The following is a 24532-nucleotide window of genomic DNA, read 5'->3' on the forward strand; positions in this document are numbered from 1 at the left end:
TGGGTCGGAGGGCAAAGTTGGCTAAAAACTGCCTCGGGTTACGGTGTATTGAGGTCGACTGGCCTTGCTCCACAGAGCGTCACAGCGGTCGTGATGGGTACGTACTCGGTAAGGACCAGGGGTGATGGGCAGCCACCCGGAACCTGGTGACCGACCCGGGCGTCTTAGCCACCGACGACCGAGCCCCATCCTCCCGTGGCGGAGGCGGAGAGAAATACGCGGGACGGCAAAACGCCAGACTTCGCCACCCCCCGCCACGCCCAGGCTTTTGATAGACGCAGTATGGGGTTCCCCTTGTCTCGGACAAGGGTGTGATGCGCCAACAGGTACGCACAGTGAAGTGATCGACACATGGTGTGATGTGGTCCTCGGTGTTGCCAGCGGTGCAACGGAAAGGAACGAGCGCTCATGCGCGAGATCCTCGGAAGGCGACGCAGGCTCCTGTCCCAGCGCAGCGACGGAAGGCCTGAATTGCTCGGCGCGGCCCTGACCTTCGCGAAGGAATGGCAGTGGCCCGTACTCCCGGGCGTGGCACCGGACCCGGAGGGCCGGGCCCGCTGCGGATGCCCCGACCCGGAGTGCACGGTCCCCGGCGCCCACCCCTTCGACCCGGGCCTGCTCGCGGCCACCACCGACGACCGTATGGTGCGCTGGTGGTGGACCAACCGCCCGGCCGCGCCGATCATCCTGGCCACCGGCGGCAAGGCTCCCTGCGCGGTCAGCCTGCCGGCCCTCCCGGCCGCCCGCGCCCTGGCAGCGCTCGACGCCCAGGGCATGCGCCTCGGCCCGGTGATCGCCTCGCCGACCCGCTGGGCGATCCTCGTCAAGCCGTACTCCCTGGAGCAGCTGGGCGAACTGCTGTACGCCCAGGACCATGTCCCCGGCTCCCTCCGCTTCCACGGCGAAGGCGGCTACCTCGCCCTGCCCCCGTCCGAGACCGGTCACGGCGACATCACCTGGGAGCGGGCTCCGCTCCCCGGCTCGGCCTCTCCGTGGGTCCCCGACGTCGAGGCCGTGGTGGACGCCGTGGTCGAGGCCCTCACCCGTACGGGTGTGAGCGCACCCGAGTTGTAGGGGTGTCGGGCGCGGGCGGGGCCGGGCGCCCGCGCCAGGTCGTTATCGTCCGCTTCATGCTGCGTCATTCCGGGGGACGACCCCCAGACCCCCGATGGGTTCGTCTGCTTGCCCTGTCGGGCGTCGTGGCGTGCGCGGTCGCGCTGCCGCTGGCCGTGGCCTCAGCGGGACAGGTGGGCGACGGAGGCCATAGGGTCGTACGCGATCTCGTGCGTCCTTCCGCGGAGCCTTCCTCTGTACGGCGTTCCGCCGCACGGGCTTCCGCAGAGCCTTCTGCCGTACGGCCTTCCGCCGCCGATGACCACAAGGCGCCGCTCGCCGACGCCAGCCGCTCCCCGCTGCTGCTCGGCCTGGGTCTGGCCACCGCCGCGCGCTGCGGTCCCGAACTGATCTCCCCCGACGGCATCGAGGCGCAGACCTGTGTGCTCACGCAGGGCGAGGAGATCTGGGCGCGCACCTACTACCGCAATGCGACCGGCGCGGTGCTGGACGCCGTGCTCAGCTTCATGGGACCCGGCGGGCGCACCGTGCAGATGCACTGCCCGGTCGGCGCCGGGGACGAGCCGGACAGCTGTGAGACACCCCGGGATCGCGTCCAGGGGGCGCCGGCCGACTACACGGCGGTCGCGGAGTTCGCCGCCCGGCGGGGCAGCGGACCACTGCTGCTGCGGGCCGGGAGCAACTCCGGGGAAACTATGGGCAGTTGACGCGCGGCGGCGTTCCGTAAAGCTGCCCGGACACAGAAAGACCCGGTTGCTGGCGACGGGGGATGCACCAGCAACCGGGCTATGGGAACCGTAACAAGAGATCGGCCGTTCGCAAATTCGACCGTGACGCTTCGTGGCTAATTCGGACACCGATTCGCCTTCTCCTGGGGGGAGTTGTGAGCGGATCCGGTGGTTCCGTGAAGATGAGGTGCTGCTGACCGGCCGGTCAGCAGCACCTCATCCGTCAACTCAGCGTGACCTGGCGGTTGGTGAGGCCGCCACGGGCGCGGCGCTCGTCGGCGGTCAGCGGTGCGTCCGTGGCCAGGGCGCCTGCGAGCCGCTCGGCGAACTCGGCGGCCGGCTTCTCGACATCCTCCGCGGTGACCCCGCTCGGCAGGTCCCAGACCGGCACGGTGAGGCCGTGGGCACGGAAGGAACCGACAAGCCGGGTGCCCTCGCCGAGGCTCGACTTCCCGGCCGCGTGCAGTCGCGCGAGCGCGTCCAGAAGTTGCTCCTCGGGGTGCGGCATGACCCAGCGCAGGTGGTTCTTGTCCGGCGTCTCGCACCAGTAGGCGGCGTCGACACCGGTCAGCCGGACGGTCGGGATGGCTGCGGCGTTGGCCCGCTCCAGCGAGGCGGTCACCTCGGGTGTGGCGTTCTCCGCGTCCGGCACCCAGAACTCGAAGCCCTCGTGCACAACTGGCTCGAACGCGCCTTCGGGATCGAGCAGATCCTGCAGCCTCGGGCCGTCGGCGGGAGCGCGTCGGCCTTCCACCGGGGTGCCCGGAGCCGCGGTGAGCGCGCGCTGGAGGGTGTCGGCGAGGTCGCGGCTGATGTCGCCCGACGCGGTGTCGTTCTGCAGGCCCAGCAGCACCGAGCCGTCGTCGCGGCGCAGGGCGGGCCAGGCCATCGGCAGCACTGTGGCCAGCGTGACCGACGGGACACCTTCGGGGAGGCCGCTCTTGAGGGTCAGCTCGACCGTGGCGGCGGGGACCAGCTCGCGCAGGGCCACCCAGTCGCCCTCGCCCGCGAGGCCCTCGAACGGGCGGTGCACCAGCTCCGTCGCGGCCTGTGCGGCGGCCCTGCCGTGGCAGGCCTTGTAGCGGCGGCCGCTTCCGCACGGGCAGGGTTCGCGGGCGCCGACGACCGGGACCTCCCCATCCGTGAGCTGCGGGCTCTTGGCCTTCGTCTGGGGTCGCTTCTTGGCCATCGTGGCTGTCTCCCGGTTACGGCTCGTCTCGTACGGGCGCGAGCCTAGCCGCTTGCGACTTGGCCGACGGGAGCCTGTGGACAACCGCCGGGTGTCCTTCACGGATGCTCGGTCCGGGTCGCCTCAGTCGAGATCGTCGAACGCGTCCGAGAAGTCCAGGTCGGGTATCGCCACCGATGGGGCCACGACACGCGTGGCGAAGTCGTCCCGGCGGCACCCGGCGTCCGGATCGTGAACGTCCGAATGGACGATCACCCAGACCGTGACCTCGCCCCGGGCGTCGTCCCTGACGCCCCAGTCGTCGGCCAGCGCGGTGATGATGTTCAGCCCGCGGCCACCGTGCGCGGTGACCGAGGGTGTGGCCGGAGCCGGGCGGGTGGGCCCGCCGCCGTCCGTCACCTCGACCGTGAGCCTGCCGCCCGTGTCCACCCGCCAGGCGGCGCGGACGTCACCGTCCCCGGCCAGGGCGTCGCCCAGCGGCCGACCGTGTTTGCACGCGTTGCTCAAGAGCTCGGAAAGAATCAGTACGGCGTCGTCGATGACCGATTCCGTCACGCCACCCCTGCGCAGCTGCACGCGCATATGGTGTCTCGCTTCCCCCACGCCCGCAGGGCCATGGGGTATGGCCATGCTCGACGACGTGGGCACCTCCTGTGCCACCACCAACGCCACCCCCGAGACCTCCTTCGCCCCACGCCACGGTGTGGATGCCCCATTGGCCTGTACCGGAAACCGGCCAATCACGTTCCGCCGACGCATTCGTCACGATCGAACACGCACCGAACGCGCCGGGGCACACCCTGTGACGGAGGGGACGTCAGCGGCCCAGTCGGTCGAGCACCGCGCGAGGGCGATTGGTGATGATGGCGTCGATGCCGAGCTCGACGCAGAGGTCCACGTCCTCGGGCTCGTTCACGGTCCACACGTGCACCTGGTGACCCGCCCGCTTCAGGCGTTCGATGTAGCCGGGGTGGTTGCGCACGATGCGGATCGAGGGGCCCGCGATCCCCACCCCCGCGGGCAGCCGGCCGTCCCGCAGCCGGGGCGAGACGAACTGCAACAGATAGACCGTCGGAAGGGTCGGCGAGGCGGCACGCACGCGATGCAGCGACCGGGCCGAGAAGCTCATGACCCTGATCGGCGACTCGGCGGCCGAGGCGGGGGCGTCCAGGCCGAACCGCTTCAGGAGCACCAGCAGCCGCTCCTCCACCTGGCCGGCCCAGCGCGTCGGGTGCTTGGTCTCGATGGCCATCTCCACCCGGCGCCCCGCGTCGGCGACGAGTTCGAGCAGCCGCTCCAGGGTGAGGACGGAGGTGTCCTCCCGGTCCTCGGGCCGGTACACCCAGTCCGGCTCCTCGTCGCGGGTGCGCCAGAACTCCCGGGTCTTGCGGGAGCCGAAGTCCAGGGCGGCGAGATCGGAGAGCTCGAGGGCCGAGACCGCGCCGCGGCCGTTGGACGTACGGTTGACCCGTCGGTCGTGGACGCACACGAGATGACCGTCGGCTGTGAGACGTACATCGCATTCGAGGGCGTCCGCACCGTCCTCGATCGCCTTCCGGTACGCGGCGAGAGTGTGCTCGGGAGCGTCTTCCGAGGCTCCGCGGTGGGCGACGACTTGAGTCAGCTGCTGCCGTGCGTGGGTCACTGCGTCATGGTGCCACCGCTAAGGGGTACGCGTGCGAACGGAGGCATATGGATTGCGCCTCAATTGTCTTACATGGCCTATATAAAGAGCAGCCACGAACCCACAGGCACCGCTTATGGTGCCCTGACGGCCCGTGGGAAAAGCTGACGGCATACAAAAGGACATGCACAGCTGACGCACGCCGGACACCGAGCGGCACTGGCCGAGCGTGACCGAGTGCGACCGACAACCGACAGCCGTGACCGAGGAGAGAAGCTGTGAGCACCGAGAACGAGGGCACCGCGGTACCCCCGGCCCCGTCCGCACCCCCCGTGCCGGTGGACGCTCCCGCGGCTTCGACGCCCCAGGCTTCCGAGGCGGGCGCCCCCACCACCCCGATCCCACCGGTGCCGCCACACGCCTCCGGCGGCGCACAGGGGCCGGAACTCGTGCATGCGGGGCCGGCTCCGGCGTACTCCTCGGCGGAGGGTGGTGCTCACCAGGGCGCGGGCGGCACCCCGCAGCACCCCGGTCCGGGCCCCGAGGGCGCCTGGCCGCCGCCGCAGGCCCCGGGCACCCCCTTGTACGCCGACGGCGGCGCGGGCGGGGCGGGCGGGGCGGGCGGAGCCTGGGGTTCGGGTTACCAGCAGCCCGCGCCGAAGCCGAAGAACGGCCGTGGTGGTCTCGTCGCCGCTGTCCTGGTGGCGGCGCTCGTCGCCGGCGGCCTGGGCGGCGGCCTCGGCTACACCCTGGCCAAGGACAACGACAACGGCTCCTCGACGACCCTCTCCGCCTCCGACAGCGGCGGCAGCGTCAAGCGGGACGCCGGTACCGTCGCGGGCGTGGCGCAGAAGGCCCTGCCCAGCACGGTCACCATCGAGGCCGAGTCCACCAACGGCGAGGGCGGCACCGGCACCGGATTCGTCTTCGACACCCAGGGCCACATCGTCACCAACAACCACGTGGTGGCCGACGCGGTCGACGGTGGCAAACTGAGCGCCACCTTCCCGAACGGCAAGAAGTACGACGCCGAGGTGGTCGGCCACGCGCAGGGCTACGACGTGGCCGTCATCAAGCTCAAGAACGCGCCGAGTGACCTCAAGCCGCTCACCCTGGGCAACTCCGACCAGGTGGCGGTCGGCGACTCCACGATCGCGATCGGCGCGCCCTTCGGCCTGTCGAACACCGTCACGACGGGCATCATCAGCGCGAAGGACCGCCCGGTGGCATCGAGCGACGGCAGCGGCAGCAACGCCTCCTACATGAGCGCGTTGCAGACGGACGCGTCCATCAACCCGGGCAACTCGGGAGGCCCCCTCCTCGACGCGCAGGGCAACGTGATCGGCATCAACTCCGCGATCCAGTCCACCAGCGGCGGCGGCCTCGGCGGCACCAGCCAGTCCGGCTCGATCGGCCTCGGCTTCGCCATCCCGATCAACCAGGCCAAGTACGTCGCCCAGCAGCTGATCCAGACCGGCAAGCCGGTCTACGCCAAGATCGGCGCGTCCGTCTCCCTGGAGGACTCCACGGGCGGGGCGAAGATCACCACCGAGGGTGCCGGCGGCGCCGACCCGGTCGAGGCGGGCGGCCCCGCCGCCAAGGCCGGCCTCAAGCCCGGCGACGTCATCACGAAGCTGGACGACCACGTGATCGACTCCGGCCCCACCCTGATCGGCGAGATCTGGACCCACAAGCCCGGCGACAAGGTCAAGATCACCTACGAGCGCGGCGGCCAGACCCACACGGTGGATCTCACCCTGGGCGCCCGCACAGGGGACAGCTGACCGGCACGCGCCCGTCCTGACCCGTTACTCTGGTCCCCGCGCCACGGTCACCCGTGGGCGCGGGGTGGGTTGCCCGAGCGGCCTAAGGGAACGGTCTTGAAAACCGTCGTGGCGCGAGTCACCGTGGGTTCAAATCCCACACCCACCGCTTCGCAGGTCAGAAGCTTGCAGGTCAGAAGGGGTGCCACTCTCCGAAGTGGCACCCCTTCTGCATGACCTTGTCTCACCCTGATTCGGCGGTATCCCACCTCTGACCAGTGCGTGTGGCCAACCTGCGGCCAGGATTCAGGCCTCCTCGGCCTCTCCCTCCTGCTCCGCCAGCCCCTGCTCAATAAGGGCGTTCATCTTCGCTTCCTCGCCGTCCAGCACCTTGGCGTAGTAGCGCTGAAGAACGGCGACGCTCTGCCCCGCGCGACGGGCGGTCTCGGCAAGACTCACCCCTGAGCGGAGCCAGAACGACACACAGGCGTGCCGTAGGTCGTACGGGATTGCGGCCAGAGGGGAGGCGACTTGGGCGGGCGTGAGCACCTTCTTGCGGGCTTCCTTCCAGGCGGCGCCATACTCCTGTGAACGAATCGGCCCGCCGCGTACGGCGCTGAAGAGTCGGCCCTCAGGAGTGGTCCCGAACGTGTCTAGATGGGTGCGCAGGATGGCGACCAATACCGGCGGGATCGGCACTGGCCGTACCGCGCGGCGGGCCCGATGCTTCAGTTGCCGTTCCTCGTACGGCTTGCCATCGTCCGTCCATGCGGAACCCACCTGAGGCCGGGCACCAGAGAGCATGAGTCGGCCCCACCCTTCCTCCGGTAGTTCGCACTGGTCAGCACTCAGCATCGACACCTCTTCCGGGCGCATCGCCGCGTAGTAGATGCAGGCGAAGAACGCGACCAGGTGGGCGCCGCGAGTGCCCTGTGCACGTACCGCGTCGAGCAGGGCTCGTGCCTGTACGGGTGTGGCGACGCTGCGCACGTCGAGTTCTTCGACTGCCTTGGGCGTCTCCCAGTGGACCCGGAGCAGGGGATTACCGGGCAGCAACTCGTGCTCCACGGCCAGCCGTAGGCAGTTGCTCAGCACCGCACGGCGCCGCCGGAACGTGTTGGCTGCCGCGGGCTTCCCATTCAGTCGCTTGGCCAGGTGTTCCAGCACCGTGCGTACGCGCTTGGCACTGTCCAGATCGACTACCGCCGGCGCGTTGCGTTCCACCCATGCCAGGGCCTTGGCTTCCGCTTCCGGCGGTTCCTGGTCACGCCGCCCGGCATTGAAACCCCACTGGTAGAGGGCCCGGCGCAGGAGGGCGTCTTCCGGGCGTCCCTTACCCGCCGGGCACAGAGCCATGGTGGCGATGGTCAGGCTTTCCGCAATGCTCGCGCGGTGCTTCGCTGCCGCTGTCGGCCACTTGCGGGCGGCGTGTGCACGAGCGTGGGCGTACCAACTCGTGCGGTTCCGCTCCCGTACTTCGGAGACGGGTAGCCCTGTCTCCGTGTCGAACGGCTCGCCCTTACGAGTCGCCGTCAGCAGCTCCGCCCGGCGGGCGTCGGCGAGCGTCTTGGTCGCGAACCTCTCACTGAACTCCGTCCCATCAACCTGCCAACGCAGTTGGAACGGAGACGTCTTGCTGGGGCGCTTGCGGACGCTCCAGAGGCGCACGTCGTAGCTGTGCATTGATCTCCCTCGCAGAAGAGGGGCCCCGCCACTCAGCGGGGCCCCTCCGGGCGGTTTGGTTCAGACGCTCATCTCGTGCTTCGCCCACCACGCGTCGAGATCGCTGCGGCGGCAACGGAGCTGCCCGTTGGGGAGTTTGATGAGCTTGGGGGCCTTGCCACGGGCGCGCATGCGGTAGAACGCGGCACGACTCATCTTGATCTCTTTGAGGACTTCGCGGAGTTCGAGCTTCTCGGTGCTGGCCAAGGCGGTAACTCCTCTTGTCTTCTTCACTTCTGGGGTATCCGCCACGTCCGCCACGCCGCCACATCGCAGGTCAGAGCCTTGATCGTGTGGCGGATAGCGGTTTTGTGGCGGATAGCTGCCGCCACACCCCGGCTTGGTGCGGCGGCATTGAGGCGCCGGTTCGGTCAGCCGGAGAGAACGGGCTGTGTGGCGGTTTCTGCGGACGTGTGGCGGATGACTGTGGCGGTATCCGCCACGGATTCACCCCCGTTGACCTGCGGTGTGGCGGACGTGGCGGACGTGGCGGATTCTCCGGGGTGCGGAGGGCAGTACCGGGTCCAGGCGTCCGTGAGGTCTTCCGCGTAGTAGCCCTTGGGGAACCCCGAGGGGGTGCGGATGCCGCGCGGCTTGATCGGCTTGTTGGCCGGGGTGACGTACTGGCCCAGCATCTTGGCCAGAGTGCGGGAGTTGATCGGCTTGTCGTCCAGGTCTCCCCACGGGGCATCGTCCATGCGCAGCAGGCATTCGATGATGGCCGCCGTGGGCATGCGGTCCGCTCCGCAGAACACCTTGTCTCGCAGATCCGTCAACAGGCGCACGCCCAGGGAGGCTTCGTCGTTGTCGTGAACGGCGGCGATCAGTTCCACGCACGCTTTCCGGGCCCGCACGGGCCAGTCACCGCCGGCTGCGTCCGCGACCGCGAGCAGGGCCTCCCACACGTCGGCCGGCCGGTCGGAGACTCCTTCGGGCATCTCCGGCCAGGCACCCGCAACCTGGTCGCGGACGGTGTCGGCCCACTTGGCGAGCCTGTCCCGCAGTGCGTGACCCTGCTTCTCGTGTGAGCGCTGCCGGTAGGGCTCCACCTTCTCGTTGGGGGCGCGCTTGCGCATGCGGATGATGACGGATCGGGTCAGCACGGTGTCGGGCAGGGAGCCGAGCCCGGCCATGGCCACGGCGCAGTAGGAGTTGAAGACCATCGCATTCTGGTTGGAACCCTCACCGACGCACCGCAGGGCCCCGCCGATACGCCGGTATCCGGCGTTCAGGAAGCCTCGCAGGGCCTCATCGGCGCCCGCCTTGGGTCCGAAGATGGTGTCTACCTCGTCGAACAGCACGGTCGGCAGACCCTCAGCGGAGTCGACGAGCCTGTACAGGGCATTGGCGGATGCGGACACGGTCGCTACCGGGCGGGGCGTGAGGAGTTCCACGATCTCCAGCGCCCGCGACTTGCCCGATCCCGGCTCCGGGGACAGGAACGCGATCCGGGGCGTGGTCTCGAAGCAGTCGATCAGGTGGGCGTGCGCGTCCCACAGCACGACGGCGACGTAGGCGGATTCGATGGGGAAGACGTTGAAACGGCGGTGGAAGGCTTCCACCTCGTCCAGCAGCGCGGCCCCGTCGATGATCTCGGTCATGCGGCGGCCCTCCTTTCGGGCAGTACTGCGGGAGCTCCCGCGCAGGCGGATGTGTGGGCTGCGTACTCGGCTGCCAGGGCGGCCACGTTCGGTGCTCCGGTGGCGGTGCCGGTCTGTCCGCAGGTGCAGGCGTAGGCGGCGTTGGGGATGTCGCCGGGGCGGGTGGACCAGCGTGCGCCGTCCCAGTGGTGCCGGTAGAGCGGTGGGGCGTAGATGCGGATACCGGGCTGCTCCGGGGTCGGGTCGGGGGTGCTGTGGCGGGCCTGATCGCTGCGGAACTTCTCAGAGCGAACAGCAGTGGGGACGCCCTTGCGGGCGGCGACCTTCGGCACGCCTACGGCTACCGTGTCCACAGGCTGTGGAGCGGCCGCCGCCCCGTCGTGGAGGGGGAGGCTCTTAGTAGGCGGGGGGCTGGTCATGCGGCCCTCCCACCGGGGCTGTTGTGGGCGATGGACCAGTCCAGACCACGTGTGATGACGTCGTCGTAGTAGCGCTGGGGCTGTGTCGCGTTGGCCGCTGCCGCCCTACTAAGAGCCTCCTCGACCTCCCCGCGGGCGAGGTCGCCGGATGCGACCAGCCGCCCCAGGGCGCGGGCGGCCCGCAGCAGTACGGCGTTGCGGGTGCCGGGCGCGGCGGTGGCCACGTTGTCGGCTTCGCCCCGCAGCGCCGCCGCGGAGTATCCGCTGGCGCTCTTCATAGAGTTCGGCATGGCGTAGTGAGGGCGCTGAGGGGGCTTCAGGGCGTCGTGCAGCCACGTGGGCAGCGGGATGGGCGCCCGGTCGTCGAGGACGCTGTACCGGCCCTCGGGGGTGGTACTGCCGGCGGCGACGACGTAGCCGCCCCACCCGCGGGTGTCGATCTTCTTCGCGAGCCGTCCGGCACTGTTGTGCAGCCGGACGCCCGGGGGTTGAGTGAAGTACAGGTGCTCCCCACCGCGCGCAGTCCGCACCCGGTAGGTGTCGGGGGCGGCCTGTCCGGCGCGCTCGCAGAGCGCCGCGAAGGAAGTGGCGCCGTCAGGCGTTCCTTTCGGATCTTCGGGCTTGAGCGTGTCCAGGTCGACGACCAGCAGCCCGGCGGGGCCGGTGGCGATGCCGACGTTGTAGGGCCGTTGGGCCCATGCGACGGTGAGCAGTTCGGGGTCGGTGGTGGCGCGCTGCTCGGGGGTCTTGTGCCCGTCGACGCAGCGGCCGGTGTGGGGGCAGTACTTCTCCGCGTGGCCAGCGGGCCGCTTGTCGCGGGGATGCAGCAGGATGACGGGCCAGCCGCGTCCTGCAGCGTCCAGCGCCGCGCAGAGAAGCGCGGCGCGGGCGTCATGAGTCATGCTGGATGCCTCCAACAGGTCTGTTGTGGACTGGTTGGCAAGGGCGGCCCCGCTTCTTTGGCGAGAGGGAGGGGCCGCCCTTGGCGTAGCTACTTCTTCGAGAAGAGCTTGAGCGTGATGCCGCCGGCCCCGATGGGTCCGGCGGCCCCGGCGATGACGGTCGCGGTGTGCGCCGCGACGTCCATCAGCCAGCACAGGGCGGCGACCACGCCCCACGTGCCGAGCGCCGCGGCGCCGGCGATGGCGAACGGGATCAGTAACTGCTGCCAGGGGAAGGCGGGCGGGGTGTCGTTGACGACGAACACGACCGGCTGTCCGGTCGCCTGTGCGCGCTGGTAGATGTCGGCGGGGATGTGCGGGGCCATCTGGCCGGGCGGGGTGTGCTGGCTCATTTCTGGCTCCCTCGGGGTGTGCCGCGGGCCCGCGCCGAAGGTGGCGCGGGCCCGTGCGGATGGATGCTGTGCTTGTCGCGTTGCTTGTCGTCTCTCTTGTCGTGCGGCTTGTCGTCTGGCTTGTCGCTTGTCTTGTCTTGTCGCTTGTCGCCTCCCAGGTCACAGGCCGTTTCCGGGGCTCTAGGGCCAGGCAGCGGCTTGTGCTGATGCCGAGGGCGACAAGCGACAAGTGATCAGTCGTCGGAGGCGTGAGAGCGGTGGATGTAGCGGGCTTTGGTGCCCTCCCCGACCCGGACAGCGGTGCCCTCCTCCGCCCACGTTTTCAGCCAACCGACGACTGTCTGACGAGTGGTGCCGTAGGCGTCCGCGAGCGCGCGGGCGATCGCCGATGCTCCGGTGCCCTCGGGCCCGGCGGCGAGCAGCGCGGCGAGCGCGGCCTGTTGCGCGGGGCTGTCCTGCTCGCCCCGCAGCGCCGACAGATTCAGCCCGGCCGGCCGCTGCGCCACGTCGCCCGGGTCGTCGGTGTGCGGGTCAGGGGCGGTGCCGAACTGCGCGTCGATCTCCTCACGGAAGCGACGCGCCAGCTCATCCTCCGGCGACTGCGGCTGGCTGCTCAGCGCAGACAAGCGCAGCCCCGCCCCGGGCCCGGCCGGGGACACCTCGCCTGCGGGGCCGGTGGTGGCCTGGTCGCGCATCCATGCGGTGCGCTCGGCATCCCAGCGGCGCGCGTAGGCGGGGCCGGCGGCCTTGGCGGACACGTCGTCCAGGACGGGGTGGCGGTCGGAGGTGGCGGCGATGATGTCGCGGATCTGGTTCGGGAGGATCCGCCACGTCTTGAACAGCGCCGCCGGGGACTCCGGGGTGCCCATGAACCCAGCGCCCTTGTAGGGGGCTTGGTCCACGCGCAGTCCGCGGCTGCCGGGGAACATCTTGGACAGGTCCATGCCCTCGGTCTCACCGCCGGTCAGCGCGACGCGCACCTTGCCTTCCCGGCGGATCATCAGGTTGCCCAGCACACTCCCGGTCGCCCCGAGCGCGGTGAGCACCGTGCGCACGCCCATGGCGCGGGCGATCCGGATGACTTCCAGGATCTTCTCTCCGAGCTTGCGTACCTGCCGGTCCGGGCTGGCCAGGATCTCCGCGCCCTCGTCGATGACCAGCATGATCTGAGGAATCCGCGCGCTGATCGGCAACAGGTCGGTGTTGGCCTTGGACAGCAGATCCTGATAGCCCATCTTGCGCTGTTTGGCCACGCGCACCGCGGTGTCCAGCATGGTCATGGCCTCGTCGAACGTGCCGGCGAGCCAGTCGATGCCGGGCCGGACCGGCTTGCCGTCCTCCCGAGTGATCTCCCCGTTCAGCGCGGGCAGCACCCACGGCAGACCTGCGCTGCCCGCGTTGAGGTCGATCACCCAGGTCAGGATGTCCTCTGCGCGGGCGAACCCGGCGAGGATCGCGTGGACCATGTTCGTTTTGCCCGATCCGGTCGGGCCGACCACCAGGGCGCACTGCTCGCGCAAGTAGGCCAGTATCTGCTGTGCGTTCGTGCGGTAGCCCCACGGGATGCCGGTGTGCACGGACAGCGGGCCGTAGTCGGTGGGGTACGTGCGCTCCTGCTCCAGGACGTTGACGGTGGTGACGTCGATGATGACGCGGCCCTGGTGGATGCCGGGGGAGGCGGTTGCGGTGCAGCCGTGCGGCAGCTTCGCGTCCGCGGACAGCCGCGGCGACTCGGCAGCAATCTTGTTCCAGGTGGCGCCGCCGGTCGGGAGTTCGGCGTCGATGGAGTACCCGGCGCCGGTCTCCCACATCTCCACCCCCAGCACCCGCACGGTGATGGAGCACACCCGCTGGATACGGTCCACCCACTCGGTGGCGATCGCGCGGCGTTCCGCGGACAACTCCGCGGCGATCTGCCGCTGTTCAGCCGCAAGTGCTTCCTCCTCGCGCGCCTCCTCAAACAGGGCGGAGGAGCGGGCGGCGGCGCCGATGCCGACACCGATGGTGGCCAGCGAGCCGAGTGCTGCCCAGGTGAGCGGCCCGTGGGTCATGGCCCACGTGGTCCAGCCCGCTCCGACCAGCCAAGAGGCGGCGCGGGTGGCAAGGGTGCGACCGGCGTTGCGCACCCGCAGGCCCACGACCGTGTGTCCGAGGGCGCCAGCGGCGCCCACGGCCAGGGCCCAGCCGGGGGGCATGTGAGTGGCGGCGCCGGTGGTGGCGACGGCGAAGGCTCCGGTGGTGGCGGACAGGGCGCCGGTCACGGGTCCGTGACCGGCAGTCCAGTCCAGCACCGGGCCACTGTCGTTCTTGGCGGTGGCGGTGCTCATGTCAGACGTTCCAGCCCTTCTCTGCCTCGTGGCCGTTGCGGGGGTCCTCGTGGCGGGCGATGTCCTGCTCGTGGACCTGCCTAAACAGCGGGCCCATGTCCTCAGCGACCGCGACGGCGCTCATCACGGCGCCGAAGATGTCGTTGAAGCAGTTCGCGACTTCCTTCTCCAGGGGGAACTCGGAGTCGGAGCGCTCCGCGAGGATCTTCATCACGTTCGCCACGCTGGTCAGCGCGGCCGGAAGTCCCTCGACCATGGCCAGGATCTCCATGGCGTCCTCGGGGTTGTACTGGTTGGCGGCCTGCTCCATCTCGGAAGCAGCCTCTTCGAACCGGAAACCGGACACGTGCTCTCCTTCACTGACCTCGGATGTCGTGCTGGTCGGGACCGTGGCCGCGGGCCGCTGAACGCTGTCCGCGATACCTTCCGTGCCGTCCTTGGCCGCTTCGGCGTCGGCGGCCGCCTCCTGCTCGCGCAGGTCCTCGCGGGCGGCCTCGTCACGCGCGGCGCGCTGCTCACCCGCGCTCTGCACCATGCGCCGGTACAGGCGCCGGCCCGGATGTATCAGGGCGGGGACGCCCAGCTTGCGGCCGATCCACGTGGACACGCAGCCGAGCAAGCCGACCGGCAGTGCGAGCAGGGCGGCGAGCAGACGCCGACCGTGGAAGCGGGCCGCGGACCTGCGCAGCGCCTTACGCGCCGCCGCACGGGCCGGGGCCTTACGGATGCTGGCGCGCTGCGCCGCGACCGTGCCGCCCCTCTTCGCGTCCCGCTTGGCGCGCTGCTTGGCGATCGCCGCATCCCGCGCCGCCCGCGCCTTACGAGCGGCCCCGCCCATGAGGCGCCCCGCCAGACCAGCCCGCTTGTTCAACCGGGTGTTGCCGGCAGCGGCCTTGGCGTTGCGGCGCGCGTCGGCGACCGCCCGGCGCGCGTTGGTGGTCTGGGCCCGCTGCCCGGCCCGGGAGCCGCTTGCGGCCTTCTCTGCGGCTCGTAGTGCCTTGACCTGCCCGGCCCGGCCCGCAGCCTTACCCACGGTGCGGGATGCCGGGTGCTTGGACGGGCCGTGACTGCTCTTGCCGAGGGTCTTTGTGCCGGTTGCGCTGCGGCGGTGCTGGCCGGGCACCTTGCCCGACCGGCCACTGGAGCGACCGGCACGCGAGCCGGACGAACGGCCCCCAGAGCTGCCGCGGGTGGCTTTCCCGGAGCTGCGCAGCCCTGCGGAGCGAGCAGCCGAACGACCGGCAGCGCGGGCCGCGGAACGGCGCGCTGCCCGGCGGGGATTGGGTTTGCGGGAGCGGGCGGCGGCGACCGTGCCGAGCACCACCATGCCCGTGGCGGCCACGGCAGCGGCGACCGGACCACCGGCCAGGGAAGCGGCGGCGACCGCGCCCACGGTGCTGTTCGCCCCGGACAGGGCGAGCGGAACGACGGGCCAGCCACCGGGCGTGTGCTCCACCTCCGTCACGTCCTGCGCGGCGGGGGGCGGGGCGTCGGGAGGCGGCGGGGGCGGGGCGGTCGCGGGAGCCGGGGCTACTACCGGCTCAGTGCTGAGTTCCGTCATGCTGTGAGCACTCCTTCACGGGAGTCAAAGGGGCCTGGCCGCTAGCTGTGAGAGGTGGGCGGCCAGGCCCGGCAGATGGACTGAGAGCAGGTCAGAGCCGGTTGGGCTCCAGCGAGAAGAACAGGACCGTGGCGCCCCGCAGAATCGGGTCCGCGTCGGTGACGGACAGGTAGATGTCCCGGTAGACGCTCTCGCGGGTGCTGCCGGGAGCCGGGGTGCAAGTGCCGCTGCGGGTGGTGGAGACCCGACCGGGCTTGTCGACGGACAGCACCCAAAAGTGCGTGCCCGACCGGCTGTCGATGATGGGCTGAGCGGTGCTCATGTCGGTCTCCTCGCTCATGCGGTGCGGTGGGGGTGGTGGGCGGCGATCTCCTGCCAGCGCCGGTTTTCCGTAGCGTCCGTGTGGGCGAGGCTGACGCGGAAGTCGCAGCCGGGCCGCGAGCACCGGTGTGTGGTCGTCGACATGGCGCTGATCAGGCGGAAGAGCAGGCTGGAGAAGGTGGCCAGGCAGGACATGCAGCAGGCCAGCAGCAGCGAGAGCGGGACGCCGTAGCCGGACAGCCGCACCCCGATCGCGATGGACAGAGCTGCGCTGACAGCGGCGGCGCCCGCGGTGAGGGCGCGGTGACGCGTGATGTTCACTCGAACTCCCTTACAGAGGTGAGGCGTTCAGGTAGCGGCCTGTTCTTCGGCGACCAGGCACAGGCCGCAGATGCCGTGTGAGGTGGGGATGCAGTAACCGACGTCCAGGCGGCAGCGCGGGCACGTGCGCCGCGCGAGCATCGCCAGCGCGAGGGCGCCCCACTTGCGCGAGGTCATCGGACGGACCGGCATGGCCAGGTCCTCGCGGTAGAGGAAGGCGACGCGGGGCGTCCCCGTCTTGCGGTTGGTGACCATGACCTGTGCGGCGATCGGCTGTCCGCCGGGCCGTAAGCCCTTCGCGCGCAGCTGGCGGCGGGTGGAGTAGCCAGCAGGGGCCATGCGCCACGGGTAGGTCGGTATGCCGAAGCGCACCCCGTTCGGGTCGAAACACTTCGCGTAGGCGGTCGGCATCAGAGCACCGCCCCGTCAGCCTCGAACTCGGGGTGGCCGGCGTCGCGGAACTCCTGGTAGCGAGTGGACACCCACCCCACCGACCAGCCGCACAGCTCGGCAGCCGATCGCACCGGAAGCCCTACCTCGAACGCGGCCTGCACCATCTCGCGGGCACGGTCCTCGGGGAGCTTCTCGGCAGCGGGCCCGGCGGCCAGCAGCGCGGCGCGTTCACGCTCGGCACGGGCCTGACGCTCAGCCTGTTCACGGCGTTCACGCTCTGCCCGCGCGGCCCGCTCCTGTGCGGCCCGTTCAGCGGCCTCGCGTTCACGGCGTTCACGCTCGCGGGCCTGCTGTTCACGCTCGCGCTCAGCGCGTTCATGCGCCTCCCGCTCAGCCTGCTCACGGGCCGCGGCCTGCTCGCGTTCCTCGCGGCGGGCCCGCTCCTCGCGTTCAGCTTGTTCGCGGATCAGGCGGGCTTCGTGTTCACGCTGTTCACGCGCCAACACGGCGGCGTGCTCGCGCTCCTCACGGGCCAGGCGGGCGGCCGTCTCACGCTGCTCGGCAATCGCCCGCTCGCGGGCTTCGCGCTGTTCCTGCTGCCGTGTCTCCAGCTCGGCCACGGCGGCGGCGATTGCCCGCCGGTAGGCGAGCCCGGTTTCCGCGGTGACGATCAGCAGGAGGGGTGCGACCGCGTGCACGGCCACGCCGACCAGGTCGTTGTTCAGGGCGGAGTCGGCGACGTTCAGGGCGAGGGTCATGCAGCCGGTCATCCAGCGCAGCACGACGGGCCACTTCCCGCCGTGTCCTCCGAGCCGGGCCAGCACCGCATCGAGGCGGACCACGATGACCACCGCGGCATCCACCACCAGGGGCAGGATCGGGGCGGTCCACTTCCACTTGTCCGGGGTGTGGGCGGCGGCGAGGGGGGTGACGGTGAGGATCGAGTAGAGCATCGCGCCCGCCACGATCAGCCACGTACCGATGGACAGGGCGCGCTCGGCTGAACGGATCTGAACAGCGTTCACGCGATCGCCCCCGTCCATGGACGCACCTGCGTCGCGGCGATCAGCACGACCGGCGAGGCAGGGTTGTCGGGGTCGTCGCTGTCCTCGGTCCACCGCCACTGAGCGCCCGGAACCGGCTCGAAACCGAGGACGCTGAGCGCCTCCGTACGCTCCGTGAACGTCGGCACCGGAAGGGTCCGGTCGAAGCTGAACTCCGGCCACGGGTCGGTGGTGTTCAGCAGCACCACGTACAGGCGCCACTGGCTCTTGAACACGGACATCTGCGCCGTGAACGTCTGTGCCGTCACGCCCCGACCCCCGACGCCGTGACCGTGTGGTTGATCAGTTCCACCCGCGCGGCCAGTGCCCGGCGCCGGGCCCGGCGGATGCGCCGCTGGTCCAGCTCGCTCGGCGTGCGGTCGAGGGTGGCGATGTGCGCGTCCAGCAGTTCAATGTCCGCGAGGATGAATGGCATCTCGGTCTCGATCGCATCCAGCTCCGCATCCGTCGGCTCGTTCCAGTCGGCGAACGCGGTAACAGCATCCTGAACAGTCACGATGGGGTTCATAGGGTCGTGGTCCTCTCACAGGTGAACGGCCCGAAACAGCACCCCCGGAGGGCCAACTCCGGGGGTGCGCGCCGTTGAAGTCGGAAGATCCGGCTCCCCGCGCTCCCGCCCGTCCCCCGGCCGCAGACGCGGAGCGAGGTACGGGCGGGAGAGGCAGCCGGCCGCAGCATCCAGCGCTGCGAAGCCAGGACGGACCGGAAGAAGCAGGGCGCCGCCGGCCGGTCCATCGCGGCGGCGCCTTGGTATGTCGTCGGCCCATGCCGACCTCCCGCGAATCGCAGGGACACGGCTTTCACCGGTACGCCGTTGCCACAGCGGACCGATCCCGAGCCGGGAAATCGGGCGCGTCATCGTCACTGCTCTGACGCCAGCAGGGCGGCGCGCACCAGGTGGCACCACGAGCGGTTGACCTCCCGAAAGGAAGGGATGATCCGCACGAGTGTTCACCAGAGCTGGCACGCAGCGGCGGGACAGGTGCACCCGCCTCGAAGTGGCCGCCGTCGGCCATCACCCGGGCCGTTGCGGGGACGGGGCTATGACCCCGTCGACTAACACTCTGTTCAGTTTTCAACCAACGGCCGCTTCCTTCGTACTCACCCCCGCGGGCTTTCCTCCGGGCACTGTCAGTGCAGGTAGGCACACTCAATGGTGTTGCACCACCTGCGCAGCTTGTTGGTACAAGCTGATGCAGTGATGCTGCACCCACGGACAGTGAGTCGTCAAGGGGGTTGGGCCTGCATGTACCAACAAGTTGCGCGAGTGCGTCATGATGAGGGCATGAGTAAGCAGCCGAAGTACCGACAGGTCGCGGACGTCCTACGTCGCGAGATCGACAACGGCACCTACGCGCCCGGCGCTCGGCTGCCTTCTGAGAACGACCTACAGGAGCGGTTCGACGCGTCGCGGAACACTGTCAGGAACGGTCTAAGCCTGCTGGTCGGCGAGGGCCTCATTTCGTCCAGTCAGGGGCTTGGCTACGAGGTGAAGTCGCAAGAGGTATTCGAACTCAACGCGTCTCGCTTCGAGAACCTGACCTTCCCGCAGAACGGCGACGCCTACAGCACGGACGTCACCAACGCGGGGCGTCGGCCGCACCAGACGTTCCGAGTCGAGATGCTGCCGGCGCCCCAAGAGATCGCCGAGCGCTTGAAGGTCGAGCCCGGTACGACGGCAGTATTGCGGTTTTGTCATCGCTATGTGGACGACGTCCCTTGGTCCACCCAGGCGACCTACTATCCGTCATGGCTGGTCGACGCATCACCGCGACTGGCTGAGCCTGGAGACATCGCAGAGGGCACAACCCGTTACCTGGCTGCTCAAGGCATTGAGCAGATTGGGTACTTTGACGAAATCGCCGCGCGGATGCCCACCCCGGAGGAGGCACGGTTGTTGGAGGTCGGAGCAGGCGTACCGGTCCTGCTCTGGACGCGAACCGGCTACTCGGCTGACCGCCCGATCCGGTGCACCGTCACCACCTTCCGGGGCGACTTGAACCGGATGAACTACGAGATCGGCGATCTGACCGCCCGGAGCGAGAACACGTGATCATCACGCTTGCTGAGCCGCACGATGTAGCCAAACTGTTGGCCTTCCGTGAGGAGGCTGCGGCTTGGCTACGTGGGCTCGGCTCTGACCAGTGGAGCCGTCCATATCCGGCTGACAAGCTGCTCGCCACGATCGAAGCGGGCACGGTGTTCATGCTTCGCGACGGGCACACAACCGCCGGCACCATCACGCTCACACCGGACGCCGAAGACGGCCTCTGGACTGACGATGAACTGACCGAACCGTCGATGTTCATCAATAAGCTCACTGTCGCCCGCGAATACGCTGGCCAGAATCTTGGTGGTCGACTGCTCGACTGGGCAGGCGATCGGGCGCAACGTGCGGGAGCCCGGTGGATTCGGTTGGACGCATGGACGACGAATGATGCGCTCCAGCGGTACTACCTAGAACACGGCTTCACACACATCCGTACGGTCCGGGGGGGTGGCGCGGTGAACGGCGGCCCACGAGTCTCCGGTTGGCTCGCACAGCGCCCTGCACGGTTGGCAGATCACGGATTTATGGACCGAACGCCAGCCCCAGCGCGGCTTCCCTTTGCTGCCTGAGCTGAACCCTTATCTGATTCGGTGCGAGATGCGGCTAGGCGGGTTTAGTCGAATCGGAAACCGAAAAGTCCCCCTGCGTCGTCCTCGTCCGTCAGTCGAGTAGACAAAATGTAGGGCTCGGCATCGAAGGCGCCATCACTCTGGGTTTCAACAGTCGCAATGAAGTCCGAGTTAAGAGTCACGATATATTGAAAGCCGTGTTGTTCAGCGAGTCGCGCGCCAATATTTAGGCAAGAAGCTACCTGTCGGCCGTCGATGGCGTCGAAAAGATGGCTGTCGTGAACGAGTATCCTCGGCCCTCTTCCCGCCTTGATGGCTGCAATCGTGCAGACGACGTCCAGCATGAAAGTCTCAACGCTTCGCACGCCAATACTCGCATCACCAGAGATATGTGGCTTGACACTAAGAATACCCTTAGGTGTCAGTGAGACCAACAGTGACGCTTCTCGATCCGTATAGATTTCTGCACCAAGCTCACTGAACAATGAGATCGATTCATCGAGCGTATCGTCTCGTTCATTCATCTCAGTTCGGACTGAGGCGATCAGCTCTGCCGTCCGCAGCTTAACCTTGTCATTGATCGTGCTAATCGAGTTTGCGTCTTCGAGTCGGCGTTCCAGATCTGCGATGTTGGCTTCCTGCTTGGCAAGGTCTCGTTGCAGACTCATGAATGTGTCCAGAGCGACCGTTTCTTCAAGAATCTGCATCACTTGAGACCTCGACCGATCCAGCTCTCGACGTTCTGTGTCGATGGCATCGAGGCGTGATCTTACCAACTGGAGTTCTTGTTCCAAAAAGGATCGTCGATTGCGGACGACGGACTCATGAAAGGCTGCCACCTCGTCATAGCGCCTACTGACGACGTCGGGGAGCACAAGACCAATCTCTGCATAAGCGCGGGCTAGCCTGGCAGCGAGAGCGCTGCCCTCGGAAGCCTCTACTTCATCGCGTAGTGCTTCATCAATTTCCCGCAATCGGCGTTGCAGAGCCAGCGCTTCGTCGTTAAGTCGTTGAATGGATGCGCTCAGACTGTCAGCTTCTCGTTGATGGCTGCCATACTGTTCATCGACTTTGAAAGAACGCATATCAGCTTGCATGCGATCCCTCTGGCGTCGCGCGGTTGCGAGCTGTGCACGAAGTGCCGGTTCATCGAGCGAAAGATGCGAAATCGCACCTTCCTTAACCGCTCTGCGGATCGCCTTCCCTTGTTTGGTTAGGCGATCCAAATCACCAGATTTTCCAAGTATTTCGGGAGACAGGCCAAGCATAAATCCGATTCTTACGCCGGATTCCCAGTCGGCTTCGGCCTGGTGGCCCTTGATGGGGTTGCCAAAATAGGTGCGAATAAGCTGTCCCCAGAGCTGGCCTGCGGTTGGGCGGCTGGCATTCTCGGGAATTCGGAATACATGGCGGGTTAGCAGCTCGCGCCAGACATCAACGTGTAGGTCTCGACTACCTCCCGATGCAGACCAACCAGATACGTCGACTCGCGTCGTGGGGGAGACAGCACGCGTAACAGTGGCCGTCTCACATTCGTGTTCGTTATCGGCAGGGAGTGAGAGGGTGGCCGTAAATTTATGGGCTGATAGTTTAGGATCTTTGAAATCTGAGGGTAGGTCGCCGCCCAGGACGTATCGCAAGATCTTGACGAAACTCGTCTTACCAATACTGTTCCGACTATCCCCTTGATCTGATGCTTCCGTGCGATCAGCGACGAGGATATTCAATCCGTCATGGAAACTTAGGGTCTTAAATCTATCGTCAGACGAGGCGAGTCGGCTAAGAAACATGGGCGGTCCTGATGTAGCCACCATCCGATACATCCACAACCTTCATCGCGTAGAGGGTTGCCAACGCGAGCGAGAACCAGTCAAACGTGATTCGATGAGACCGGTTTGCAGAATCTTGCTTTGTGTTATAGCGCTCCCAAAGAGCAGATACTGACGTTGGGTCGCGCAAGTCTTCGAGAATTTCTGACCCGATTGTCAAAAGGGCACGCTCAGGCGACACCCCCCTAGTTGGCAAGAGCATCCGGATCAACTCCAGTCACAGATCCATCATTCGGTGGCATCTCAAAAATGTGGCATGAGTCAAAAAAATACGAAACTACCGCAAAAGCTGCGTTGGCGCGCTTTCCGTCCATGCGGAAGTTTACGCCCGCTACTGATACATAGAGACGCTCTAGAATCTCCGCAGGCTCTTCTGTGACCGATCGAGCCTCTTGGTAGAGGGTGCGGAATCTCTCTCCCTGTGCGTCGTAGAGACCAGGGTCAGAGGATTCTTCGTACCAGCGGTCGATGCGGGGGGCCAGGAGTCGACCAGAGTTGAACTCTATACGGCTCGCTTCAGGGAGTTTATTAAAATCCATTTTGGTTGGTGGTACCGGCAATACTCTTCCACCAGTCTCGCTCGCTGATTCAGCAGTGCCGAGTGCATCTAGCAACGGTAGCAAATCTGCGAGTTCCACGTTCTCGATTCCCGGCGCACCCGGGAAAAGGGAATCGAGAATCGGTACGTCGAAAGTTCCGACGACGTCTGTCCAAAGTCTTTCTGGTCTAACCGCGCGTATCGTGAGTGGCCTGTCTGCGGTTGGCCCGTGGGCCTGTTGAAGTGCAGAAATGATTTTCAAAGATTCGGGACCGATGGGTGCATTCGTCACAAACTTCCAAGTGTGGAAGGTATCCCATTGATCCAGGCCCCGCGCAAAGTCACCCTGAATCTTATTCGCGAGTTCGCGCTCCGCGTTACGGCCCGGCCTTTGTCCGTAACAAGCGTAGAAGATTGTTCCAGACTCGGCGAGTCCATCGCAGCCGCCGTCCCCTAGAGAACCAGATGGGGCAGGGTTCAAAAAGTCATCATGAAATTTCTCTAACACTTTAGAGACGTAGTCTTCGAAAGCAGTTCCAGATTCGAAACAGGCCTGCTGGTGACGGAAGTGATACCAGTCGCGCCAGTTTGGCGTTAGCAGCATCATTACCTCCGTCATACGTACGATCGACCTTCATAGGTCGCCTCTTTCAAGACTACCGTCGACTGCACCGTGTTCAACCTGCGAATCGGTGAACCTGGCAAGCCAGGAGAGGCGGCGCTAGACGGAGCGATCCATCCAACCTGAGGGGCTGACGGACGGGTTGACCCTGGGGCAGGGTCGGCACTCCGTCTGCTGCCACACGATCCAGGCTCTCGTCGATGGCACGGGCGTCTCCATACCTCGTACATACCCACACCCTGATGGAGACCATGGGCAAGCGCTTGGCTGGCCCACATCTGGTTCCCTCCCCGTCTTGGCCATCCTGCGGCCAATGTGGGCCGCGCGGGGCGACAGAACCGGTCATAGGCGCAGGTCAGACGAGATGGAGCACAGGGGAACCCAGCGGCCTTGAAAACCGTCGTGGCGCGAGTCACCGTGGGTTCAAATCCCACACCCACCGCAGGTGAACGGCCCCTGACCAGGTAGATCGGTCAGGGGCCGTTCTCATGTGCGCTGTCCTTCAACCACCGTGGTTCCCCGTCAGTTACCGGTCGATCGGGCACGGCAGGGGCACGTACCTCTGATCACCCACTGAGATCCTCGTCGCGATGTCGCGGCCTGCGCTCGCAACCGCGCCGACTCTCCCATGCTGCGAGTCCGTGCGTAGGTCATCGGCCATGGGGGCCCGGCAGCATCTTCACCATCATCAGACACGGTGTCCCTGGCCACAGATCGTTCGTCTCCTCGATCGGGACGAATCCGATAGCCCGGTAGAACACCCTCGTGAGCGCGTACCCGCTGTCAGGATGCGAAGGCCCCAGAGTCTTCACATGCAGCATCCGACACCCGTCCGTCTGCAACTTCGCCTCCACCGCACTGACAAGTGCCGCCCCGATGCCCCGCCGGTGCCAGTCCGGGGCTACCGCCATCAGGTGGATCTCTGTCGCCTCCGCAAAGTGCCGCCGATGCAGCAGGATCCCGATCGGCTCGCTGTCTGAGCTGCGGGCAAGGACTCCGGGCAGAGTACGAGCCGACTCCACGTACTGCGCGTTCGCTTCCGGTCTACCGAACCATGCCGGGAGTTGGTCGAGGAGCCTGGCGGTGATCGTCGCCAGCTCGGTAGAAGCCACCACATGCGAGATCTGGAACGCCGCTTCCTCCTGCATCTCGCGATCATGGCAGCCTTCCTCAACCCCGTACATCTGATTTCGCGCGACCCGGGAGCAGGCTCCCCCATGGCAACCCCTGATCTTCGAGTTCGCCGAGGACGGCATCATGCCTTCACCACCCCTCACCCCAGCTCCCATCCCGTCTGCCGTCGACCCACACACCGTGGAGCGGGCGTGGTTCATGGCGTCCAGGTGGAGCGCGCCACTGTACGAACGACCTGGACGCCATGGGCCGCGTCTGCTCGGCTTCGCCTGGGTCGATGGCAGACGGGATGGGAGCTCCCCCGCGCACGCCACCATTCGGCCGGCACTCGCGAACGGTGCCCCGTCCATCTCGGAGCCTGAGTGCCCCCGCCGGAGGCTCGTTCTGAC

The 24532-nt window shown here is 67.5% G+C and carries 26 protein-coding genes and 1 tRNA gene; 6 read left to right on the forward strand and 21 right to left on the reverse strand.

What is annotated here, in order from left to right:
- Window positions 1-408 precede the first annotated feature (408 nt).
- Window positions 409-1074, forward strand: coding sequence for a bifunctional DNA primase/polymerase (locus tag OG841_RS23925; RefSeq protein WP_326666927.1), 666 nt, complete (start codon window positions 409-411; stop codon window positions 1072-1074).
- 56 nt (window positions 1075-1130) lie between these two features.
- Window positions 1131-1781: a hypothetical protein gene (locus tag OG841_RS23930; protein ID WP_371566819.1), complete on the forward strand. Its 651-nt coding sequence runs from the start codon at window positions 1131-1133 to the stop codon at window positions 1779-1781.
- 244 nt (window positions 1782-2025) lie between these two features.
- Here OG841_RS23930 and OG841_RS23935 read toward each other — a convergent pair whose 3' ends face one another.
- The 3 genes from OG841_RS23935 to OG841_RS23945 all read right to left on the reverse strand — a co-directional run bounded on the left by OG841_RS23935 (window position 2026) and on the right by OG841_RS23945 (window position 4636).
- The gene (locus OG841_RS23935; RefSeq protein ID WP_328639620.1) at window positions 2026-2991 is read right to left on the reverse strand and encodes a DUF5926 family protein; all 966 of its coding nucleotides are present in this window, start codon (window positions 2989-2991) and stop codon (window positions 2026-2028) included.
- A gap of 123 nt (window positions 2992-3114) precedes the next feature.
- Window positions 3115-3750, reverse strand: coding sequence for an ATP-binding protein (locus tag OG841_RS23940; RefSeq protein WP_328639619.1), 636 nt, complete (start codon window positions 3748-3750; stop codon window positions 3115-3117).
- Window positions 3751-3808: 58 nt separating this feature from the next.
- Window positions 3809-4636 (reverse strand): glycerophosphodiester phosphodiesterase, encoded by an 828-nt coding sequence (locus OG841_RS23945; RefSeq protein WP_365116357.1) that lies wholly within the window; start codon window positions 4634-4636, stop codon window positions 3809-3811.
- Window positions 4637-4893: 257 nt separating this feature from the next.
- Between OG841_RS23945 and OG841_RS23950 the strand changes: the two genes are divergently transcribed.
- Both OG841_RS23950 and OG841_RS23955 read left to right on the forward strand, forming a co-directional pair.
- A complete protein-coding gene (locus OG841_RS23950) occupies window positions 4894-6399 on the forward strand; it encodes a S1C family serine protease (protein WP_365116354.1) in 1506 nt (501 codons plus the stop codon).
- 63 nt (window positions 6400-6462) lie between these two features.
- Window positions 6463-6547 (forward strand) — tRNA-Ser (locus OG841_RS23955).
- Window positions 6548-6684: 137 nt separating this feature from the next.
- Here OG841_RS23955 and OG841_RS23960 read toward each other — a convergent pair.
- The 14 genes from OG841_RS23960 to OG841_RS24025 form a co-directional block, all read right to left on the reverse strand.
- Complete coding sequence (locus tag OG841_RS23960; protein ID WP_371566820.1) at window positions 6685-8061, reverse strand: tyrosine-type recombinase/integrase; 1377 nt, start codon at window positions 8059-8061, stop codon at window positions 6685-6687.
- 60 nt (window positions 8062-8121) lie between these two features.
- Complete coding sequence (locus OG841_RS23965) at window positions 8122-8307, reverse strand: helix-turn-helix transcriptional regulator (protein ID WP_371566821.1); 186 nt, start codon at window positions 8305-8307, stop codon at window positions 8122-8124.
- Window positions 8308-8471: 164 nt separating this feature from the next.
- Window positions 8472-9701, reverse strand: coding sequence for a DUF3631 domain-containing protein (locus OG841_RS23970; RefSeq protein ID WP_371566822.1), 1230 nt, complete (start codon window positions 9699-9701; stop codon window positions 8472-8474).
- On the reverse strand, window positions 9698-10033 hold the full coding sequence (locus OG841_RS23975) for a hypothetical protein (RefSeq protein ID WP_371566823.1): 336 nt from the start codon (window positions 10031-10033) through the stop codon (window positions 9698-9700). The genes OG841_RS23970 and OG841_RS23975 overlap by 4 nt, the downstream gene beginning before the upstream one ends.
- An 83-nt stretch (window positions 10034-10116) precedes the next feature.
- The gene (locus tag OG841_RS23980; protein WP_371566824.1) at window positions 10117-11022 is read right to left on the reverse strand and encodes a bifunctional DNA primase/polymerase; all 906 of its coding nucleotides are present in this window, start codon (window positions 11020-11022) and stop codon (window positions 10117-10119) included.
- An 89-nt stretch (window positions 11023-11111) separates the two neighbouring features.
- Window positions 11112-11414 carry a hypothetical protein gene (locus OG841_RS23985; RefSeq protein ID WP_371566825.1) on the reverse strand — a complete coding sequence of 101 codons (303 nt, stop codon included), beginning with the start codon at window positions 11412-11414 and terminating at the stop codon, window positions 11112-11114.
- A 233-nt stretch (window positions 11415-11647) separates the two neighbouring features.
- A complete protein-coding gene (locus OG841_RS23990) occupies window positions 11648-13741 on the reverse strand; it encodes a hypothetical protein (protein WP_371566826.1) in 2094 nt (697 codons plus the stop codon).
- A gap of 1 nt (window position 13742) precedes the next feature.
- On the reverse strand, window positions 13743-15302 hold the full coding sequence (locus OG841_RS23995; RefSeq protein ID WP_371566827.1) for a hypothetical protein: 1560 nt from the start codon (window positions 15300-15302) through the stop codon (window positions 13743-13745).
- 91 nt (window positions 15303-15393) lie between these two features.
- Complete coding sequence (locus OG841_RS24000) at window positions 15394-15624, reverse strand: hypothetical protein (protein ID WP_371566828.1); 231 nt, start codon at window positions 15622-15624, stop codon at window positions 15394-15396.
- A 14-nt stretch (window positions 15625-15638) separates the two neighbouring features.
- Window positions 15639-15944 (reverse strand): hypothetical protein, encoded by a 306-nt coding sequence (locus OG841_RS24005; protein ID WP_371566829.1) that lies wholly within the window; start codon window positions 15942-15944, stop codon window positions 15639-15641.
- A gap of 27 nt (window positions 15945-15971) precedes the next feature.
- Complete coding sequence (locus OG841_RS24010) at window positions 15972-16355, reverse strand: RRQRL motif-containing zinc-binding protein (protein ID WP_371566830.1); 384 nt, start codon at window positions 16353-16355, stop codon at window positions 15972-15974.
- On the reverse strand, window positions 16355-17362 hold the full coding sequence (locus OG841_RS24015) for a DUF2637 domain-containing protein (protein WP_371566831.1): 1008 nt from the start codon (window positions 17360-17362) through the stop codon (window positions 16355-16357). The genes OG841_RS24010 and OG841_RS24015 overlap by 1 nt, the downstream gene beginning before the upstream one ends.
- Window positions 17359-17649, reverse strand: a complete 291-nt coding sequence (locus tag OG841_RS24020) for a DUF6303 family protein (RefSeq protein WP_371566832.1) — start codon at window positions 17647-17649, stop codon at window positions 17359-17361. Before OG841_RS24020 ends, OG841_RS24015 begins: the two co-directional genes overlap by 4 nt.
- The gene (locus OG841_RS24025) at window positions 17646-17909 is read right to left on the reverse strand and encodes a DUF6284 family protein (RefSeq protein WP_371566833.1); all 264 of its coding nucleotides are present in this window, start codon (window positions 17907-17909) and stop codon (window positions 17646-17648) included. The genes OG841_RS24020 and OG841_RS24025 overlap by 4 nt, the downstream gene beginning before the upstream one ends.
- A 777-nt stretch (window positions 17910-18686) precedes the next feature.
- Here OG841_RS24025 and OG841_RS24030 point away from each other — a divergent pair.
- Together OG841_RS24030 and OG841_RS24035 are read left to right on the forward strand one after the other, a co-directional pair.
- Complete coding sequence (locus tag OG841_RS24030; RefSeq protein ID WP_371566834.1) at window positions 18687-19454, forward strand: GntR family transcriptional regulator; 768 nt, start codon at window positions 18687-18689, stop codon at window positions 19452-19454.
- Window positions 19451-20020, forward strand: coding sequence for a GNAT family N-acetyltransferase (locus OG841_RS24035; protein ID WP_371566835.1), 570 nt, complete (start codon window positions 19451-19453; stop codon window positions 20018-20020). The genes OG841_RS24030 and OG841_RS24035 overlap by 4 nt, the downstream gene beginning before the upstream one ends.
- Window positions 20021-20064: 44 nt before the next feature.
- Here OG841_RS24035 and OG841_RS24040 read toward each other — a convergent pair whose 3' ends face one another.
- From OG841_RS24040 to OG841_RS24055, 4 genes are all read right to left on the reverse strand, one after another.
- The gene (locus tag OG841_RS24040; RefSeq protein WP_371566836.1) at window positions 20065-21810 is read right to left on the reverse strand and encodes an ABC-three component system protein; all 1746 of its coding nucleotides are present in this window, start codon (window positions 21808-21810) and stop codon (window positions 20065-20067) included.
- Entirely contained in the window at window positions 21800-22051 is a 252-nt protein-coding gene (locus tag OG841_RS24045) for an ABC-three component system middle component 6 (protein WP_371566837.1), read from the reverse strand. The genes OG841_RS24040 and OG841_RS24045 overlap by 11 nt, the downstream gene beginning before the upstream one ends.
- Window positions 22035-23006, reverse strand: coding sequence for an ABC-three component system protein (locus tag OG841_RS24050; RefSeq protein ID WP_371566838.1), 972 nt, complete (start codon window positions 23004-23006; stop codon window positions 22035-22037). Before OG841_RS24050 ends, OG841_RS24045 begins: the two co-directional genes overlap by 17 nt.
- 653 nt (window positions 23007-23659) lie before the next feature.
- Window positions 23660-24157 carry a GNAT family N-acetyltransferase gene (locus OG841_RS24055; RefSeq protein ID WP_371566839.1) on the reverse strand — a complete coding sequence of 166 codons (498 nt, stop codon included), beginning with the start codon at window positions 24155-24157 and terminating at the stop codon, window positions 23660-23662.
- Window positions 24158-24532 lie beyond the last annotated feature (375 nt).

The sequence above is a fragment of the Streptomyces canus genome, assembly GCF_041435015.1.
In the GTDB taxonomy this organism is placed as follows: Bacteria; Actinomycetota; Actinomycetes; order Streptomycetales; family Streptomycetaceae; genus Streptomyces; species Streptomyces canus_G.